This window comes from Mycoplasma hafezii (assembly GCF_049942695.1).
GTDB lineage: Bacteria > Bacillota_I > Bacilli_A > Mycoplasmatales > Metamycoplasmataceae > Mycoplasmopsis > Mycoplasmopsis hafezii.
Window position 1 is genome coordinate 511,498 of the sequence record NZ_CP187940.1, and the last position, 19,762, is coordinate 531,259.

A 19,762-nucleotide genomic window follows, 5' to 3' on the forward strand; every position below is an offset into this window, starting at 1 on the left:
GTCAAATTAATATAGGAGGTGTTATGGGCTTTTTTAAGCACAGTCAAGCAAATACATCTCAACAAAATTTAGCAGCTAGTACTGGTATTAAAACACCACAACAAACTGCTAAAAATACATTAAGCTTATTTAGTTTAGTGTTAATGAATATTGTTGCTGTCGTTAGTCTTAGAGGACTACCTGCAGAAGCTGAATATGGACTCGGTTCAATATTCTACTATGTATTTGCAGCGATATTCTTCCTTGTACCTGTGGCAATGGTAGCTGCTGAATTAGCGTCTACCTACCCAGAAAAAGGCGGAGTATTCCGGTGAGTTGGAGAAGCGTTTGGTCCCAAAATTGCTTTTCTAGCAATGTTCTTATTATGATCTGAAGTTACGATTTGATTCCCAACTGCTTTAACATTTGGTGCCGTATCTTTAGCATACATAATTCCAGACTCAGAAACTGCTAAGTGGCTTGCAAGCAATAAATGGTTTGTTCTTGCAATCGTGCTTGCTATTTACTGAGGTGCTACAGCTCTTTCATCATTGGGAACAGCAATGTTCGCAAAAGTTGCAAAATGAGGTGGTATTATCGGTACTATCATTCCTGTTATTATTCTTATCGGATTTGGTTTCGCATGAATAATTTCAGGCCATGCATCTGCAATGAAAATCCAAGCCAGCGACCTAATTCCAGAGTTTAACAACTTCAATAGTGTAGTGCTCGCTGCCAGTGTGTTCTTATTTTATGCAGGAATGGAGATGAACGCTATTCACGTTACATCTTTAAAAAATCCAAAAAGAAATTATCCAATAGCAATTATGATTTCATCAATTGTTACTGTATTTATTTTCGTTCTTGGGACATTAGCAATCGGATTTATTTTGCCTGCTAAAGACATTAACTTAACCGAAGGATTGCTAGTTACATTCAGAATGGCTTTTGAATGAGCTGGAGTTCCATGATTAGGTCCCGTGCTTGCTATTATGCTTGCAATCGGTGTTCTTGCTGGTATTGTTACTTGAGTATCAGGACCAAGTAATGGTATGTTAGCTATTGGAAAGGCCGGTTACTTACCACGCTGATTCCAAAAAACTAATAAGAAAGGTGTTCCAACTCATCTTTTGTTAGTTCAAGGTGCAATTGTTACAGTTTTATCAATTGTCTTTGTTGTACTTCCAAGTGTACAAGCTTCTTACCAAATCTTAAGTCAATTAACTGTAATCTTGTACTTATTAATGTATCTTTTAATGTTTGCTGCGGCAATTTATTTAAGATACAGTCAACCTAATCGGCCTAGACCATATCGGATACCAGGTCCTAAAAACATTGGTATGTGGATCTTTGCCGGATTAGGATTCTGTGGTTCATTACTTGCATTTATCGTAAGTTTTGCTCCACCATCACAAATTGATATTGGTAGTCCAGTATTATATGTAGCAATTTTATTAATTGCAGCAATTATTTTCACCATAATTCCATTTGTAATCTTTAAATTCAAGAAAGATCACTGATTAGATCCAAATACAGATTTTGCTCCATTTACATGACAAATCGAAAACACACACCCTGGAATAATCAATCACTCAAGTGGACATACTGATGAACTTTCAAAATCATATTTTGAAAACAAAATTAAAAGTGATTTAAACAGCTTTGATGCTGAAATCAAAAAAGAATTAGCTTCTGCGGAAGCAAAAATTCTCAAAGAAGAACAAGAATTAGTTTCAAAACTCGAAAAAGAAGCTTTATCATTCGAAAAAGAAGAAAACAAAAAAGTTAATAAAGCACAAAAATCGAATGAAAAAGCAATAAAAGCTCTACAAAAATCAGAATCAGATTTTACAGCAAAAGACAAAAAAATTTCATCAAATAATAATCAACCAGAACAATCAACAACCGCATCACAACCAACTGACGACAACAAATCAGAAAGTAAAAAATAATGAAACAACCAAGTAACTCTCGTGATGCAAACATTTTACTTACTGTTAAAAAAGCATATGAAAAATATCGTAATTTAAAAACAGGTAAAAATGCTAGTTACATTCCTTATTTAGCTAGTGTTGACTCAGATTTGTGTGGTGTTTCTGTAATTACAACAGACGGAGTTCAGTTTAATTTAGGAGACACAGAATTTCGTTTTGCAATCGAATCAATTTCTAAAGTTTGTACTTTAGGATTAGCTTTAGAAGAAAGTGGGTCAAAAGCAGTTCGAACCAAAGTTGGTGATAGTCCAACAGGGTTACCATTTAACTCAGTTATTGCTTTAGAATTACATAAAGATAAACCACTTTCTCCACTAGTAAATGCTGGAGCAATGGCAACAACTAGTTTAATTCAAGCTAAAGACAAAAACGAACGTTGAAACAAAATTTTAAACTTCCAACGTAAAATGATGAGTGACAAAATTGAGCTTTCAGATGAAGTTAATACATCAGAACAAACAACCAACTTCCATAACCGTGCAATTGCTTGGTTATTATATTCAGCAAACAATATGTATTGCGATCCAATGGAAGCTTGTGAAGTTTATACACAACAATGCTCAACTTTAGTTTCTGCTAACGACTTAGCTATTATGGCTGCTACATTAGCTAATAATGGTAAAAATCCAATCACAAACGAACAAGTCATTTCACCAGAAAATGTTCCACACATTTTAGCTGAAATGACAATGGAAGGATTATACGATCGTTCTGGAGACTTCGCTTATTTAGTTGCTCTACCAGGTAAAAGTGGTGTCGGTGGAGGAATGATTGCAGTTGTACCTGGAAAAATGGGTATCGCTACTTTCTCACCACCACTTGATAAATTCGGAAACAGTGTTCGTGGATTTAAGATAATTCAAATGATTGCAAATAATTTAGGATTTAATATCTATAAGCCTAAATCTTGTTGCGATGATTGTGAAGATTGTCGTACAGATGAAATTTATCAAAACTTCATTCAATCAGGTGATGAAGAATAATCTTTAAATACAAAGAAGGTTAAAATATGCCATTACACAAGGTAAAACATAATAAAAATGACAGCATTTTTGGAAGTAGACTTGCAGATATCCAACTTCCAAAATATAAAATGCCTAATGCAGAATCTGATCCAGATGTAGTTCTTGAAGTAGTTAAAGATGAATTATTTTTAGACGGAAATGCACGTCAAAACTTAGCTACATTCTGTCAAACATGAGAAGAAAAACAAGTGCACGAATTAATGGATATTTCTATTAACAAAAACTTAATTGATAAAGATGAATATCCACAAACAGCTGAAATTGAACAACGTTGTGTTTCAATGGTTGCTGATTTATGAAATGCACCAAAAGACAAAGAACCAGTTGGTACTAGTGGTATTGGTTCTTCTGAAGCATGTATGCTCGGAGGAATGGCGATGCTTGAACGTTGAAAAGCAAAACGTCGTGCAGCTGGAAAACCAACTGACAAACCTAACTTAGTATGTGGTCCAGTACAAGTGGTTTGAGAAAAATTCTGTCGTTACTGAGACATTGAAATTCGCCAAATCACAATGGAAAAAGATAGATTTTACATGGATGCTAAAAGTATGCTTGAACAAATCGATGAAAATACAATTGGTGTTGTATCAACATTCGGTTTAACCTTTACAGGTGCATACGAACCAATTCACGAATTAAGTGATGCATTAGATGAGCTTCAAAAAACTAAAGGACTTGATGTTGATATGCACATCGATGCAGCTAGTGGTGGTTTCTTAGCTCCATTTGTTGCTCCTGAAATTGTCTGAGATTTTAGAGTTCCAAGAGTTAAATCAATTAGTGCTAGTGGACACAAATTCGGACTTGCTCCACTTGGTGCTGGTTGGGTTGTTTGAAGAGATAAATCATACTTACCAGAAAAACTTATTTTCCACGTTAACTACTTAGGTGGAGATATGTCAGTCTTCCAACTTAACTTCTCACGTCCTGCAGGACAAATCATTAGCCAATACTACTTATTCTTAAGATTAGGAAAAGAAGGATACCGTAAAATTCACCAAAACTGCTACGATACAGCAATGTACATCGCAGACGAAATTAAGAAAATGGGTTACTTTGACTTAATTAATTCTGGTAATCCAAAAGATGGTATCCCAGCCACATGTTGAAAATTCAAAGATGGAGTAGACTTAGGATTCAACCTTTATGACTTAGCTGATAAGCTTAGAGTACGTGGATGACAAGTACCAGCTTATTCACTACCAGCTAACGCTCAAGATATCGTTGTACAAAGAGTTTTAGTCCGTCAAGGATTTGGAAAAGATATGGCTTCTATCTTAATTAATGATATGAAAAAAGCTATTGATGAATTATCAAAACACAAACCAACTGTTTCACTCGATGAAAAATCAGGTGGTTTCAAACACACTTAATAATCATTTTTGACAAAAATAAAGTCGGCATAATGCCGGCTTTTGTTTTTACTCTTTAGTTTTAAGTTTATATGAATTTTGTACATCAAAACCTAAGTTTTCATTTGGATAAAGTTTCTTAAAAGTACTCATAAACGATTTGTTTTGTTTTACAAAATTATTTTCTATATCAAAATAAATATCGTAATATAGTTCTCTAAGTACTTCAAACTTGTTTTCTATATCTATTTGTTCATTATAAACATGATAAAGAGCATCTGGAAGACTTAAATCAGTTTTTAAAGGTAATCATAGTCCATCGTTATTTGAATTTGATGTTTTAATAAATGGTTTATCCTCGTTTGAAACTACCATACCAGACGAACCGTGGCTAAAATTAGAATTAGAAAACATTACAAGTGGTGATAAATCAATATAATACTGATTATCAATTTCAAAAACTTTATTATTCTCTAAAAATGGTACAAAAATGTTTGGTTGATATAAACTAACTAAATCTATTAATTCATTACTATCTATAAAAGGTATAGTGTGATGTGCTTGGTTTTCAAAACTTTTAAATGTTATTGTATCGTTTTTTTGAAAATCAAAATAACCAATCTCATTTCTTAAACTACTTTTTGAAAATAAACTATCACTTTCATCAATAGATGTAAATTTCTTTGCTATTTCTTCATTTTCAAAATTTATTTCTAATATAGCGTAGTCTAAATAGGAATTCAGTTTTAAATTACGATATTTTTCTGGTAATAAACTAGATAAAGCAGAAATGTCTCTTTTAATATGATTTCTACCATCTTGAATGACTCGAACATTAACTTTTGTGTCGTTTTCAGTCGTGAACAAATTCATTTGAAACAGTTTATCATCAAATTTATCAAAAAACAAATGGCCAGCAGTAAATAAGAATCATTTTGTTGGATAACCAGTTTTAGGTTTTAAATAATTTAAAAAAGTTCCATTACCAGATATATATTTATTTTCATTTTGATAGTAAAAACCAATTTGATTTGGTGCATTATAATTCTCTTTTATAATCTCATTTTGAACTTTTTTAGGTTTGATTTTTTGAAAACCTTCAATCATAATAGAAGAATAACCATCAGAAGTTAAAAATGAATAAGCATTATTTTTGAAATATACAATTAGCATTCCATATTCATCTCAATATTCAAATCCAGCTAACTGAAAATTTTCATATTCATCTGGATTGGTTAAAAATAAAATTTTATCTAAATCTTTAGCTGTTTTTATATCTCTAACCTTCATCGAAGAAATGAGCTTTTGGTTTTTTATACGAAAAAAGGAATTAAAATATGATTGATTATAGAGTAATTCAGTACTACTTTGATATTTATTAAATATTTTAATAGCATGACTCTGTGTTCCATCAAATGTTCTTTGCCTTGCTTCAAAGTGATGACGATAAGAGATATAACCAGCTGCACAGCCAATTATAATCAAACCATAAAATGCATACCGTATTTTATTTTTTCATTTTGATTTTATTGCCATAGTTAAACTCATTCCCTGGTGATAGTAATTTATAATCTCAATCTTGATATCTATATTTAGATCCTTCTAACTTCGATTTGGAAATATACAGGTTCGGTAAAGAAAATCAACCATCAGTTACTTTTCAAGTTACACCATATTTTAAATTATCACTATAATATAAAGCTATTTCCAACATATTTTTAGCATTATATTTTCATTGGTATTCTCAATCGTTTAATCCTTGGTCGTTAAAGTTTTCATAAATAGTATGACCATTACCTACTTTAATTATTTTTATTAGAATATCAAATACTAATAAACCAGCAGCAACTAATTGTCCAGGAACTGGAATTGTTGCAGAAAGAGCAGCTACACTACTAATAGCCACATTTGCAGCACCAATTACAGCATCATAAACCGCTTTAACATTTACATAATCATTAGAACTGTTAATAATAGCCTCACCAAGTGAGTTAAGAAATGATGCTACATTAACTGCGAATAATATTTTTGTACCTACTTTTTTAAGAAGTGATGAAAAAGTTTCACCATAAACGTCCATAGATAGTCCATCTAACGATTTAGCTTTTTGCAAGAATTGTTGAACATATGTATCCTTTAAGATACTATGTCCTTCGCTAGGAAAGGCTTTTTTAATTGCAGAAATCAAATTAGTTAAATTAAAAATTTCATAACTTGCACTGGATGCAATAACTTTTAATACTTTATATAAACTAGCACCTTTATTTAGTAAGGTTTTGTTTAAAGTCGAATTTGTCAAGGTAAATTGATTTGTTTCAAAAAACTTTTGAATTTCTTCGTTAGACGCATAAAAAACACGAATTTTCCCAATTAAATCTCGATTAAATTTTTTCATATCACCTTCTGATTTTTCAAAAGATAATGATAATTCTTTTTCTACATCTTGATTTTCAAAATATTTTGTTAATAAATGAATTAAAAGGGTTTGATTATTTCAAGAAATATAACTTATATCTTCAGCAAAAACATTATCCGTAATCTCAAACATATCAAAACCAGATAATTTTATTTTATTATTGTTTATTAACGGATGATATTCCCTTTTATCACCTAAAGCAACAAAATCGGAAGTTACAACAGGTTTATATTCTTTTTTGTATCAAGTTTTACCAGTTTTTACTTCTTTGTGTTTGATTGTTTCTCTAGACATAAAGCGTTTAATTTCAAATAGTAAAACTCTTTTTTTCGAAATCAGTAATTTTTAACTCATTAACATATTTAATAAATTTCATTTTTGGAGTTTTCTATTCTAGGTTCGAAATTAATGTTTCTGTTTCGTTAATTGATTTTAATTTAGCATAAGCATTTTGAATCTCTGTTCGATTATTTAAATAAAATTTATTATCTACTGTTTTATAAAATTCCATTAATTCATCTGTATTATTTTTTTGCTTGACTTCTGTTTTAACACCTAATGGTATAACTAATAAAGGTGTAGCAGAGACAAACAATAGTGGTTGAATTCATTTTTTAAAAGTTCTGTTCATATAACTCCTTTCGTGATGAACTTTAAAGAATAGTCTTATTTATAATTGCATTTTAAGGAAATGCTATACTATAATATTTTCAAAATTATTAAGACTTGATTTTTAAAATAACTTGTTCAAATTTGAAAGTAAAGCAGTTTTTCTTTACCTTTATTCGATGAACTAAAACGTTAATCTGTGCTGGTTTTAGTCCTTGCATTTGATGTTCTATTTATACCTGTGTTTTTAATGACACCTTTGTTTAGTCCTTCCGATCTCTCCTATTCGTCAAATACCATTTTTTAAACTCTTTGCTAAATCAGTCAAAGACATTTTTTAACTCCTTTTTTCTTATTAGATTAAAACAAGTAAAGGTATGTTTTTTTCTTAGTAGTTGTCTCTTTAACTAGTCAACATTAAAAAAGCTGTTCACGTTGTTAAGAATGCGAACAGCAATAATTGGTTAAATTTATTCTAATTCAGTAGCACCAGTGTAAAGTTGGTAGTAGTATTTTTTATTTTTCATTAATTCTTTATGGGTTCCTTCTTCAAGGATTTTACCATGTTCTAAAACCACGATTTTGTCTGCGTTTTTAATTGTGCTAAGACGGTGAGCAATAATAAATGAAGTTCTTCCATGAAGTAAGTTGTCAAGTGCAACTTGAATTTTCTTTTCGGTTTGAGTGTCGATTGTACTTGTTGCTTCATCAAGAATTAAAACTAACGGATCTAGAATAGAAGTACGTGCAATTGAAAGTAATTGTTTTTGACCTTGAGAAAGGTTTTCACCAGCGTTTTCTAAAGAGGTATTATATCCATCACGCATTAAGTCGATAAATTCATCAGCATTTGAAAGCATTGCAGCTTCTTCGATTTCTACATCAGTTGATATTGTAGTTCCGTAAGCAATGTTTTCTGAAATAGTTTTACTAAATAACGAAGTATCTTGTAAAACAAGTCCAAATGCTCTACGTAAATCATCTTTATGGATGTCTTCGATGTTAATAGCATCAAATAAAATTTCACCACTTGTAACTTCGTAAAAACGATTAATTAAGTTTGCAATAGTTGTTTTTCCAGCACCAGTAGAACCTACTAACGCAACTTTTTGACCTGGTAATACATCTAAATTTAAATTATCAATAATTAATTTATCCGGTGTATAACCAAAACAAACATTAATAAATTGAATGTGCCCTTCTGCTTTTTTGAAGTAAGGAGTTCCGTTTTTATCAAATAATTCTCAGTAGAAGTTTGCGTGATCTTCGCCTAAATCATTTTTAACATCTTCAGGCAAATCGTTATATCTAAATAATTTAATTAAACCAATATCTGGTTCAACTTTTCTATCAAGGACACTGAAGATTCTTTCAGCACCAGCAATACCCATGTTAATTGAATTAAGTTGTTGTGCAACAGTTGAAATAGGGTTTGCAAAACTACGAGCATAAAGTAAAAATGAAACTAATACTCCAACATTTAAGCTTAAATATTTATTTAAAACGTCTGCTTGATCTCCGTTTAAATAAGCTAAAGTAATTCCACCAATAAAAGCAATAAATACGAAGTTGATTGTACCCATACTCATCATAATTGGCATTAATGTATGTGATGCAACTTTAGCTTTGAAGTTATTTCTATATAACTCTCAGTTTTTCTCATCGAATTTTTTAGCAGCTTGTTTTTCGTAATTAAAAACTTTAACTACTTTAATACCATCAATCATTTCATTAATATATCCATTAACATTAGCCATTGATGCTTGTCTTGCTCTAAAGTATTTACCTGATTTTTTAGCAATTACTTTTGAAACAAAAAACATAATTGATACTAAAAGTAACATAATTACTGTTAAGAATCAACTAAGGACAAACATTACAACTAATGAAAATGAGATTGTAAATACCGCATTAACAACTTGCGGAATACTTTGAGAAATAACATCTCTCAGTACATCGATGTCATTTGTAAAGTGAGAAATAATCTCACCATCTTGACGTGAATCAAAATAATCAAGAGGTAAACGTTGCATGTGTTCATACAACTCATCTCTTAATTTCTTAATAGTTCTATGTGTAATTGAAACTAAGATTCTTGAAAATAAATAGTTTGCAATTAAACCAATACCATAAACGCAACCAATTGCAGTCATCGCAATTGTGAATCCTTGTCAATCAAAAACTTCTACCTTACCAGATACATATGGTTCTAAATACTTATTAACTAAGATTGTTCCTAAAAATGCTTGTGATAAAACTTGAGCTGTAGTAGATAAAATAACACAAATAATAACGATTGTATAAGCTAGACGATTATTAGTTCAAATGTATTTTAATAATCGTCTAAAAGTTGGTTTTGATGCAGTTTTTTTATGTTGCTTTTTATTCAACATCATTTGTTTGTGACTCATATAAACCTCTATAAAATTCGTTATTATTTAGTAAATTTTCGTGTGTATCAAAATCTATTACTCTACTTTTTTTCATCACAATAATACGACTTGCGTTTTCGATTGAACTAATTCTTTGTGCAATAATAATCTTTGTTGTATCTTGTAATTTTTCATTGAATGCAGTTCTAATTTTTTTATCTGTTTTATTATCAACGGCAGAAGTAGAATCATCAAGAATAATAATTTTTGGTTTCTTAATTAACGCACGTGCAATACATAAACGTTGTTTTTGACCACCACTAAAGTTATTTCCTTTTTCTTCTACTTCAGCATCAAGTTGACCTTCTTTTTCCATAACAAATTCATAAGCTGATGCATTTTTTAAAGCTTCAATGATTTCTTCATCAGTTGCATCTAACTTACCTCATTGCATGTTTTCTCTAATTGTTCCTTTAAATAAGGTATTTTTTTGTAACACAATCCCTACATTATCTCTTAGTGTTGTTAAATCGTAATCTTTAACGTTTATATCATCGATGTATAAAGCACCGCTAGTTACATCATATAATCTTGGAATTAAGTTAACAAATGAACTTTTAGCACTCCCTGTAGCACCAATAACTCCGATTGTTTCACCAGCATTAATTGTTAAGTTTAAATCTTTTAATGTTGGTTTTTTAGCTCCACCATATTGTAAGAAAGCATTTTCAAACCGAATACTTCCTTTATTTAATTCATAAACTGGATTAGCACAGTTTTTAATAACAGGTTCTTCATTAAGTACTTCTAAAATACGGTTAGCAGAAGCTTTAGCTATTGTAAATGATACAAACACAAATGAAGCCATCATAAGTGCCATTAATGTTTGGAACATATAGCTAACAAATGATGCTAAAATCCCTATAGTCATTTCTCCATGTGGATTTCTAGCAATTTGTCAAGTAGCTACTAGCATAATGAAGAATAACGAAATGAAAATAGTCCCAATCATTAACGGACTATTAAGAGCAACTAATTTTTCAGCTCTAATCCCTAATTTTTTAACCCATTCTGAAGTTTTCTTGAATTCTTCTAATTCTTTTTCTTCTGTAACAAAAGCTTTAATAGTTTTAATTCCAGCAATGTTTTCTTTAGCTTTTGAGTTTAATTGATCATAACCTTTTAACATTGCTGAAAAACGTGGAAATGAAAAATAAATAATTGTAACTAATAAGATAGTTACTATTAAAATTACACCTAATAAAACTAAGGCTAATTTAACGTTTGATGTAAAAGCCATAATAATTGCTCCAACAAGCATAAATGGTGCACGGATAAATCCACGAATCATCATCATATATGCATTTTGGATATTTGTAATATCGTTTGTTAATCTAGTAATTAATGATGCTTTTGAATATTTATCAAAGTTGGCAAATGAGAAATTTTCAATGTTAACAAACATATTATGTCTTAAGTTTGTTGCGACCCCAGCAGTTGCTTTAGAAGCAAAGTAACCACTAGTAATACCAGCACAAAGAGACAAGATAGCAAGTGCTAAAATAATTCCAGAATACATTCAAATTTGATCTGTACGTGAATTTGTGATTCCGTTGTCAATTAATTGAGCTGTTAATCTTGGAATAAAGATTGCACATAATACTTCAATTATGACGAAAATCACTGAAATAAGCGAAGGAATACGATATCCAGCTGTTTGTGAAAATAACGTAACCCTATGTTTTGCTGAACTAGATTTCATTCTTTTCCTTTCTAACCTAATATAATTTATAAAAACAGTATACTAAATTTTGATTGAAAAAAGCAGCACAAAAATCAAAAATTAAACATTTTAAATATAGTTTATATTTAAATAACTTATATAATTACTATTATCTATTACAAGGAGAAAAGAATTAAATGCATGGATTTTTAATATTTTTATTAGTAGTTTTAACGATTGCATTACTAGTAACGTTAGTCGTTTTACTAAAAAACCTATATTTAAAGAAATTTGTAACTAAAGTTAAAAATTCTTTTATTTATGCTCAACAATCATTAAACACTGCAAAAAATACACTTAAAAAAGCTGATGTTTTACAAAGAACACGTAAAAACGATTATCAAAAAACATACTTACAATTACAAAAGCTATACGGTGATTTAGAAGTTTGTTTTGAAAAAATGCAAGACACTGTTGCTGAAATCAATAATTTAGCTCGTAAATATAAATGCCTAAAAACATTAAAAAACCGTGACCACTTTAATCAAATTAATCAAAAGTTTTTAAATGATTTTAATTCTTTTAACCAAATTGCTAATGATTTTCAAATTCCTTGAACTATAATTGATGAAGATTTCTCAAATATCTTAGATGTATCACAACATTTATTAAGATTTGTGGAAAATAAAAACTATAACATACCATATAGTTACAAAAGATACCGTAATAAAATTCTTGACTTTCGTAAAGAGTTAAATACGGTTGAAAAAGCAAAATTAAATGCAGAATTCGATAATGCAAATGATAAGATTAATGTCCTAAAATCTGAAATTAAAGACTTAATTTTAGATATTAACTCATTAGAAAAAATCGAACATTGTTTATATAAGAACTTACCAGATGTATTACACAAAAAAGCTAATAGTGCTAATTTATCTCCTGCAGCTAGAAAATATTACGCAAATCTTTATAAAGATTTAATTGAAATGATTAGAAACCGTAATGAATTTACTAATGAACAAATTATCGGCAGAATGCGTAGTATTTATCAAATGATTTACAACATGCATTATGATAGCTATAAAAAAGTTTTATTAGCTAAATTTAACGAACAAAATCAAGAATTGATTAAAGGTATTTTAGAAGACTTTAAAACAAAATATCAAAATCTAAAGAATCCGAATCGTAAGCTGCAAGATACTTATGAACATATTTTAAGATTATATGGAACACTGCAAAATTATGATAATTTTGAAACTACTTATACAAACCTAAAATACTTCAAGACCTTGCTTAAAGCTTTCAACCGCGAATATCTTTATACAATTCAAAAAAATACTTTAAAAAGCAAAGAACTACAAGCTAAAACAGAAGAAATTCAAGATAGCATTAACATTTACTTTTTAGCCTTAACAAATGATTTTTTAGATAATTCAAATGAAACAATTCATTTAGTTAATGAACTAAAAAATCTTTATGAAACCCAAATTGCAAACCCAATTTCTCGTGAAGAGCTTGAAAAACATTTAGATAAATGAAATTCATATTTAATTAATCTAATCCAAAAAATCAGTGAAAATGAACAATACTTTAAAATGTATAAAGTATTAGAAGCACACATTAGTAATAGCAATAAATATAAAAATAAACTTAATGAAGTAAAAAACGTGTTAAGCACAGCTAACAATGATTTACTCTCAAAACGTTATAAAGAAGCATTTATTACGTTAAAAACATATATGAATAAAAACTAGGAGCACAATGACATACGACAAAATTTTAATCCGTTATGGAGAATTAGTTTTAAAGAAGAAAAACAGAAAAACATTTATTAATCATTTAACAAACAACATCACTCATATCGTTGGAGAAAAACCTCAAGTTGAATTTGATAGAATGTACTTAACTTATTCAGAACACAATATGAATAAACTTAATTACGTTTTTGGAATTAGCTCATATTCTCCAGTTGCGGTAGTAGATAATGATTTAGAATTATTTAAAGAAAAAGTTTTAAGTATGGTTCGTCCAAATACTAAAACCTTTAAAATACAAGCACGTAGAAACAACAAAAACTTTCAATATCAAAGTAATGAATTAAACCATTTATTAGGAACACACATTCTAAAAAACACTAATTTAAAAGTAGATGTACATAATCCAGATCAAATTTTCTATGTAGAAGTTCGTCAAAAACATACATACATCTTTAGCGACTATACAAGAGGACTTGGTGGTTTACCTGTAGGTGTTTCTGGAAAAGTATTACACTTAATTTCTGGTGGTTTCGATTCTCCTGTTGCAGCATTTAAAATGATGAAACGTGGATTAAAGGTTGACTTTTTAACTTTTATTACACCTCCTCAAACTGATGAAAGAACAATTGAAAAAATTTCTAATTTAGTTAAAACACTTAATAATTATCAAGTTAGTTCAAATTTAATTATTGCTGATTATTCATACTTAATGAACTACATCGCAATGGTCTCTAAAGAATCATACAAAATCACTTTAATGCGTCGTTCATTCTATCGTATTGCAGAGCAAATCTGTAATAAATATGGACAACAAGCGATTTCTAATGGTGATAACTTAGGACAAGTTGCTTCACAAACAATTGAGTCACTTTCAACAATTGGTGCAGCAACTAATATGCAAATTCTTAGACCATTATTAACATTTGATAAAAACGAAATCATCGATATTGCAAAACAAATCAATACTCACGATATTTCAATTATTTCAGCAAATGAAACTTGTGAATTATTCGCTCCTAAAGAACCTGTAACTAAACCAACTGTTGCAGAAGCTGAAAGATTAGAACAAGAACTCGACTTAATTCCAAGCTTAGAACAACAACTTTTAGATGAAAAATTAGAAGTTGTGAAATTCTCAAAGAAGGATTTATTCGAATAAGGTGCTAGGCACCTTTTTGTTTTGCTTTTATACCTAAAATTAAGCATTTTTAAGCTTTTTTATAGTCGTGAAAATAGGGTTTTTATGATAAAATAAATACACTATGGAAAACACAATGTATAACTCACTTTTACAAATCAAAGAAAAACATGATGAATTAGAAAAACAATTACTTGAACCAGAAATTGTTTCAGATATTAAAAGATACACAAAAATCACAAAAGAAATTAACTCTATTAAAGATATCGTAGATGCATTCAATAAATATTTACAAGCAGAAGAAAATCTTAAAAACGCTAAAGAAATGCTTGTTCTAGAAAAAGATGAAGAAATGCAATTATTAGCAAAAGGTGAAATCTCAGAAGCAGAAGACACAATGAATAAACTTACAGATGAATTAAAGATTTTAATTCTTCCAAAAGATGAAAACGATAACAAAGACGTTATTGTTGAAATTCGTGGTGCTGCTGGTGGTGATGAAGCCAACATTTTTGCTGGTGATTTATTTAGAATGTATCAAAAATGATGTTCTCAAAACGATATGAAAGCTACTATGTTAGATTCATCAGCTGCAGAAAGTGGTGGTTTCACACTTGTTACATTTGCAGTTAAAGGTGATAAACCATATTCAAAATTAAAATTCGAAAGTGGTGTACACAGGGTTCAAAGAGTGCCTGTTACCGAAACAAAAGGTAGAGTTCATACCTCAACTGCTACTGTTACAGTAATGCCTGAAATTGATGATGATATCGAAGTAGAAGTAAGAAGTGAAGACATTAGAGTTGATGTATTCCGTTCAAGTGGTAATGGTGGACAATCAGTTAACACAACTGATAGTGCCGTACGTATTACTCACTTTCCAAGTGGAATTGTAGTTTCTTGTCAAGAAGGAAAAAGTCAAATCCAAAACAAAGAAATTGCAATGCGTATTTTAAAATCAAAACTTTACGATATTGAATTACAAAAGAAACAAGAAGAAGAAGCTGGATACCGTAAATTAGCTGGTCGTGGTGCAAGAAGTGAAAAAATTAGAACTTACAACTATCCACAAGATAGAGTAACAGACCACAGAATCAGTTTTTCAACAAGTTTATCTCCAGTTATGGAAGGTAAATTAAATCCAATTATTGATGCTCTTTTAACAGAAGAACAAAACGAAAAAATCAAAGAAGCTGGAATTTAATGCCAACTAAAGCAGACTTACTTAGAGAAAAAAGAAGATATGGTTTAGAAGAAGCTGTATCTTTTTTTGAAGAGCAACAATTACAAAAAGGGACACCAGTTCAAAAAATAATCGGCTACATCGAAATGGCTGATGTAAGAATTTATGTCAACGAAAAAGTATTAATCCCTAGATACGAAACTGAAGAATTAATTTATTGAGTTAAAGAAGATTTAAAAAATACTAAAGAATTAGAAATTCTAGATTTATGCTGTGGTAGTGGTTTTATTGGATTAGGCCTAAAAAAAGCTTTACCTCAAAATAACTTAACTTTAAGTGATATAGATCCAAACGCAATCAAACAAACGCTTGAAAACCAAAAATACAATAATTTAGATGTTAAAGTAGTCCAATCAGATTTATTTAGCAATTTAACACCAAATTCTTTTGATGTGATTGTTTCCAATCCACCATATATCAAACCATACGAAATTCTTGATGATAGTGTACTAAATTTTGAGCCACATCATGCGTTATATGCTCCAAATAATGGTTTATATTTTTACGAAACAATCTTAAAACAAGCACCTAAATACCTTAAAAATCAAAAGGGAATAGTGTATTTTGAAATTAACGCTTTAGATTTACAATATTGAGAACAACTTCAAACAATTTATAAAATAGAAATAAGAAAGGATATTGCTAATTTACCAAGAATGGTAAAAATAGTATTTGATTAAAATGAGATTAAGACACGATAACACAGCTCAAGATAAACTTAATGCTTCTGAGTTTTATATTAAAGATTTTCCAATTACCTTAAAAAATAATAACGTTTTAGAAATCGGTGCTGGAAAAGGTGAAATGATTTCTGAATTAGCTTTTAGAAATCCTAATATTACTTATTTTGCACTTGAAAAATATCCAACAGTAGCAAATAAAATTCTGACAAAAATAAAACAAAGAGAACTTAAAAACCTATTTATTTTAACTGAAGACGCAATCAAAATACCAGAACTTTTTAATGGTAAAATCGACACTGTTTGATTAACTTTTAGTGATCCATGGCCAAAGAAAGCTCACGCTAAAAGAAGATTAACTTATAAAACATTTTTAGATGTATATAAACAAATTTTATCTGAAGAAGGCTTTTTATACTTCAAAACCGACAATGATAAATTATTTGAATATTCATTAGAATCATTAACTGAAAATAATTGAGAAATAATTGATAGTACAACAGATTTACACAAAAGTAAGTATAATTTAGAAAACGTACAAACAGGATATGAAGCAAAATGAGCTTCACAAGGTAAAAATATTAATTTCTTAATTGCTAGACCAAAAAGATAAAAGTGAAGCAATTCACTTTTTTATTTAAAAGGATTATTATGCAAAATGAAGTGTTACAAAAATTAAAAAATGTTCCAAAAAAACCAGGTGTTTATTTATGAAAAAATAAACTAAATGAAGTTATTTATGTTGGTAAAGCGAAAAATTTATTTAACCGTATGCACCAGTATTTCGAAGGTTCAATTAACTCATATAAAACTCAAAAAATGGTTAGCGAAATAACTGATTTTGACTTTTTTGTTTGCTTAAACGAACAAGAAGCTTTAATTTTAGAAAAAAACTACATCGAAATTCATAGACCACCATATAACTTATTATTACTCGATGATAAAAGATATCCTTATATTTGTGTGAAATTAACAAATAAACTTTCTATTACTAGAGAATTTCGAATCGGTACTAAAAATGCAACAGCTAGTTATTATGGACCATTTGTTAAATCAGGTTTAGCACGAACATTAACACATATTTTACAACGTCTTTTTTTATACAATCAAGGAATTTTAATCGAAAAAGATAGCTACGAAAATTGAAAAAACAAATATAACCAAGCTACAGAATTATTAAAACTTAAAGATAATTCATTTGTAGAACTTTTAACTTCTAAAATGCACCAAGCAGCCGAAAGTTGGAACTTTGAATTAGCTAATGAATATAAACAAGCTATTTCGCTAATATCAGAAATGAAAGATACACAAGTTGCTGAACTTAGTCAAACCAAAAATGTTGATGTCTTTAGTTTTATCGAAACTGATAAACTCATTTGAGTATATGTGGTTATGTACCGTTATGGTGTGCAAGTTGCTCATGAGAAATTTACATTAGAAAATATTGGTGTATTAAACGAAATCATTAGCAAATTTTTAGAGCAATTTTATGCAACTCTTGAATTACCTGATAAATTGGTGTTTGATAAAAAATTCAAAAACTTGGAACTAGATTTTAATTATGCAAATCGAATCGCTTATCCTGAAAAAGGTGTGTATTTAGATGTTATTAATCGTGCTAATTATAATAATGAAGTAATCCAAAAGGATTTTGAAAATGAGTATTTACTCAAAAAAGAAGCAAGCGAGCAAGTTAAAAAAGATTTAGAACAAATTTTAAATCAAGGAAAACCAATTAATAACATTTTCTTATTTGATAATTCAAATTTAAATAACTCTTTTATTGTTGGAGTAGTAGTTGCTTATAAAGATCTTAAGAAAAATAAATCTATGTATCGTAAATTTAACCATAATGAGTTTGCTGGCGCTTTAAGAAGAAAAAGTGATGTTGAATATATGTATTTAACTATCGCTAGGTTTTTAAATCAATTTAAGTCTAATTTAACTGCTAATGATGTTTTTATAGTCGATGGTGGTAAACAGCAAATTAACGAAGCACTTTATGCATTAAAAGAAGCTAACTTAAGTTTTAATATTCCTGTTTTTGGTTTAGTTAAAAACGAACATCACCAAACTAGAGAGTTAATTGATGCGACATTTAAAAAAATCAACGTGTCACAAAATGTTTTTAATTTTCTAGCTCAAATGCAAGAAGAAGTCGATCGCTTTGCCAAAGACTTTATGCGTAAAAAACATTTAGCTAGTTCTTTTAGTAGTAAATTAACTCAGATTAAAGGGATTGGACCTAAAATGGAAGCTAAATTATTAGAGCATTTTAAAACTTACAATAATATTTATAATGCTAGTTTTAGCGAACTTGAAAAAGTAACGAATAAAAAAGTTGCAAAACTAATCGTTGAAAATTTCAGTAATAAATCTTAAGCTCACTTCAACAGTGAGTTTTTTTATGCTGCTTCTAACTGATTTAATAGCATTTTATTTAAATAACCTTGTGTTAGTAGTCCAAAGAAAAATAACAGTAAACCATAAAAAACAACGATTGTAATCACCAAATTAAATAAGAATTTTTGTCTAAAAACTAACAAATTGCTTTTTGGATTAATTAAAATCAGTAAATAAACTAGATTAGCTAGATTTAAGCTATAAGCTAAAATAATTACAATTATTGCAAAACTAAATAAACTAATAAATAGTCTTTCAAATAAAATTTCTATTTTCAGTACTTCTGCAAGCGAATTGTTTAAATTTGCTTTTTGCATCAGGTCTAATTTATTAATGTTTTCTTTTAGCTTTGCTAAATGATTAGTCACATCAAAAAACCAAATCTTTAGGTAATTAACAAATGACTTACCAATTACATTTTCAACGCTATCTTTTTTAAAATGAATTAAAAACACATTAATTCAAATAATTGTAATTAAACTTAAAAATAGCAAAATCATGATTATTCAAAAAGAAACTCATATTTTTTTGGTTCGTTTTAAATATGTTTTAATAAAAACTAAATTAGCAATCTTCATAACACCTCAATTAGTAAATAAGTTTTATTGTAAACTTAACTAAAAGTTAACTAAAAAAGCAAAATAAAAACTTCAACAAATGTTGAAGTTTAAAATTAATTATTTATTGAATATTATTCAACTGAAACATCAGCTCCAGCTTCAACTAAAGCTGCTCTCATAGCTTCAGCTTCTTCTGGTTTAACGTCTTCTTTAAGAACAGCTGGTAATGAATCAACGATTTTTTTAGCGTCCATAAGTCCAACATTAAGAAGGTCTTTAACAACTTTGATGATTGCAACTTTTTTACCGTTATCAGCTTTTAAAACAACTTTAACGCTTGATTTTTCTTCAGCTCCACCTTCAGCTGGTGCTGCAGCAACTGCAACAGCTGCCATAGGGTCGATTCCGAATTCTTCTTTCATTGCATCTACAAGTTCCATAACTTCTTTAATTGACATTTCTTTTAATGATTCAATAAATGTTTCTTTTGTTAATTTAGCCATTATAATTT

General features: G+C 29.1%; 16 protein-coding genes. 9 read left to right on the forward strand and 7 right to left on the reverse strand.

The window, feature by feature from the left end:
• Positions 1 to 23: 23 nt before the first annotated feature.
• From gadC to ACPYPZ_RS01920, 3 genes are read left to right on the forward strand one after another with little or no spacing between them, the layout of a single operon-like run.
• The gene (gene gadC, locus ACPYPZ_RS01910; protein ID WP_426460890.1) at positions 24 to 1,931 is read left to right on the forward strand and encodes a putative glutamine/gamma-aminobutyrate antiporter GadC; all 1,908 of its coding nucleotides are present in this window, start codon (positions 24 to 26) and stop codon (positions 1,929 to 1,931) included.
• Positions 1,931 to 2,956, forward strand: coding sequence for a glutaminase A (gene glsA, locus ACPYPZ_RS01915; RefSeq protein WP_426460891.1), 1,026 nt, complete (start codon positions 1,931 to 1,933; stop codon positions 2,954 to 2,956). The genes gadC and glsA overlap by 1 nt, the downstream gene beginning before the upstream one ends.
• Positions 2,957 to 2,982: 26 nt before the next feature.
• Complete coding sequence (locus ACPYPZ_RS01920; protein ID WP_426460892.1) at positions 2,983 to 4,371, forward strand: glutamate decarboxylase; 1,389 nt, start codon at positions 2,983 to 2,985, stop codon at positions 4,369 to 4,371.
• 48 nt (positions 4,372 to 4,419) lie between these two features.
• On the opposite strand, the gene ACPYPZ_RS01925 is transcribed toward ACPYPZ_RS01920, so the two are convergent.
• From ACPYPZ_RS01925 to ACPYPZ_RS01945, 5 genes are all read right to left on the reverse strand, one after another.
• Positions 4,420 to 5,640 carry a hypothetical protein gene (locus ACPYPZ_RS01925; protein WP_426460893.1) on the reverse strand — a complete coding sequence of 407 codons (1,221 nt, stop codon included), beginning with the start codon at positions 5,638 to 5,640 and terminating at the stop codon, positions 4,420 to 4,422.
• 217 nt (positions 5,641 to 5,857) lie between these two features.
• Positions 5,858 to 7,060 carry a hypothetical protein gene (locus ACPYPZ_RS01930; protein ID WP_426460894.1) on the reverse strand — a complete coding sequence of 401 codons (1,203 nt, stop codon included), beginning with the start codon at positions 7,058 to 7,060 and terminating at the stop codon, positions 5,858 to 5,860.
• A gap of 94 nt (positions 7,061 to 7,154) precedes the next feature.
• Complete coding sequence (locus tag ACPYPZ_RS01935) at positions 7,155 to 7,397, reverse strand: hypothetical protein (RefSeq protein ID WP_426460895.1); 243 nt, start codon at positions 7,395 to 7,397, stop codon at positions 7,155 to 7,157.
• Between the two features lie 448 nt (positions 7,398 to 7,845).
• Complete coding sequence (locus ACPYPZ_RS01940) at positions 7,846 to 9,786, reverse strand: ABC transporter ATP-binding protein (protein ID WP_426460896.1); 1,941 nt, start codon at positions 9,784 to 9,786, stop codon at positions 7,846 to 7,848.
• On the reverse strand, positions 9,758 to 11,509 hold the full coding sequence (locus ACPYPZ_RS01945) for an ABC transporter ATP-binding protein (RefSeq protein WP_426460897.1): 1,752 nt from the start codon (positions 11,507 to 11,509) through the stop codon (positions 9,758 to 9,760). Before ACPYPZ_RS01945 ends, ACPYPZ_RS01940 begins: the two co-directional genes overlap by 29 nt.
• Positions 11,510 to 11,667: 158 nt before the next feature.
• Here ACPYPZ_RS01945 and ACPYPZ_RS01950 point away from each other — a divergent pair, with 158 nt between their 5' ends.
• The 6 genes from ACPYPZ_RS01950 (at position 11,668) to uvrC (ending at position 18,670) form a co-directional block, all read left to right on the forward strand.
• On the forward strand, positions 11,668 to 13,224 hold the full coding sequence (locus ACPYPZ_RS01950; protein WP_426460898.1) for a hypothetical protein: 1,557 nt from the start codon (positions 11,668 to 11,670) through the stop codon (positions 13,222 to 13,224).
• 7 nt (positions 13,225 to 13,231) lie between these two features.
• Positions 13,232 to 14,386, forward strand: coding sequence for a tRNA uracil 4-sulfurtransferase ThiI (thiI, locus tag ACPYPZ_RS01955; protein ID WP_426460899.1), 1,155 nt, complete (start codon positions 13,232 to 13,234; stop codon positions 14,384 to 14,386).
• A gap of 103 nt (positions 14,387 to 14,489) precedes the next feature.
• Positions 14,490 to 15,569, forward strand: a complete 1,080-nt coding sequence (gene prfA, locus ACPYPZ_RS01960) for a peptide chain release factor 1 (protein WP_426460900.1) — start codon at positions 14,490 to 14,492, stop codon at positions 15,567 to 15,569.
• Positions 15,569 to 16,288, forward strand: coding sequence for a peptide chain release factor N(5)-glutamine methyltransferase (gene prmC, locus ACPYPZ_RS01965; RefSeq protein WP_426460901.1), 720 nt, complete (start codon positions 15,569 to 15,571; stop codon positions 16,286 to 16,288). The genes prfA and prmC overlap by 1 nt, the downstream gene beginning before the upstream one ends.
• 1 nt (position 16,289) lies before the next feature.
• Positions 16,290 to 16,901 carry a tRNA (guanosine(46)-N7)-methyltransferase TrmB gene (gene trmB, locus ACPYPZ_RS01970; RefSeq protein WP_426460902.1) on the forward strand — a complete coding sequence of 204 codons (612 nt, stop codon included), beginning with the start codon at positions 16,290 to 16,292 and terminating at the stop codon, positions 16,899 to 16,901.
• A 38-nt stretch (positions 16,902 to 16,939) separates the two neighbouring features.
• Positions 16,940 to 18,670 carry an excinuclease ABC subunit UvrC gene (gene uvrC / locus ACPYPZ_RS01975; RefSeq protein ID WP_426460903.1) on the forward strand — a complete coding sequence of 577 codons (1,731 nt, stop codon included), beginning with the start codon at positions 16,940 to 16,942 and terminating at the stop codon, positions 18,668 to 18,670.
• Positions 18,671 to 18,693: 23 nt separating this feature from the next.
• On the opposite strand, the gene ACPYPZ_RS01980 is transcribed toward uvrC, so the two are convergent.
• A complete protein-coding gene (locus ACPYPZ_RS01980; protein WP_426460904.1) occupies positions 18,694 to 19,269 on the reverse strand; it encodes a hypothetical protein in 576 nt (191 codons plus the stop codon).
• Between the two features lie 113 nt (positions 19,270 to 19,382).
• Positions 19,383 to 19,754: a 50S ribosomal protein L7/L12 gene (rplL, locus tag ACPYPZ_RS01985; RefSeq protein ID WP_036451938.1), complete on the reverse strand. Its 372-nt coding sequence runs from the start codon at positions 19,752 to 19,754 to the stop codon at positions 19,383 to 19,385.
• Positions 19,755 to 19,762 lie beyond the last annotated feature (8 nt).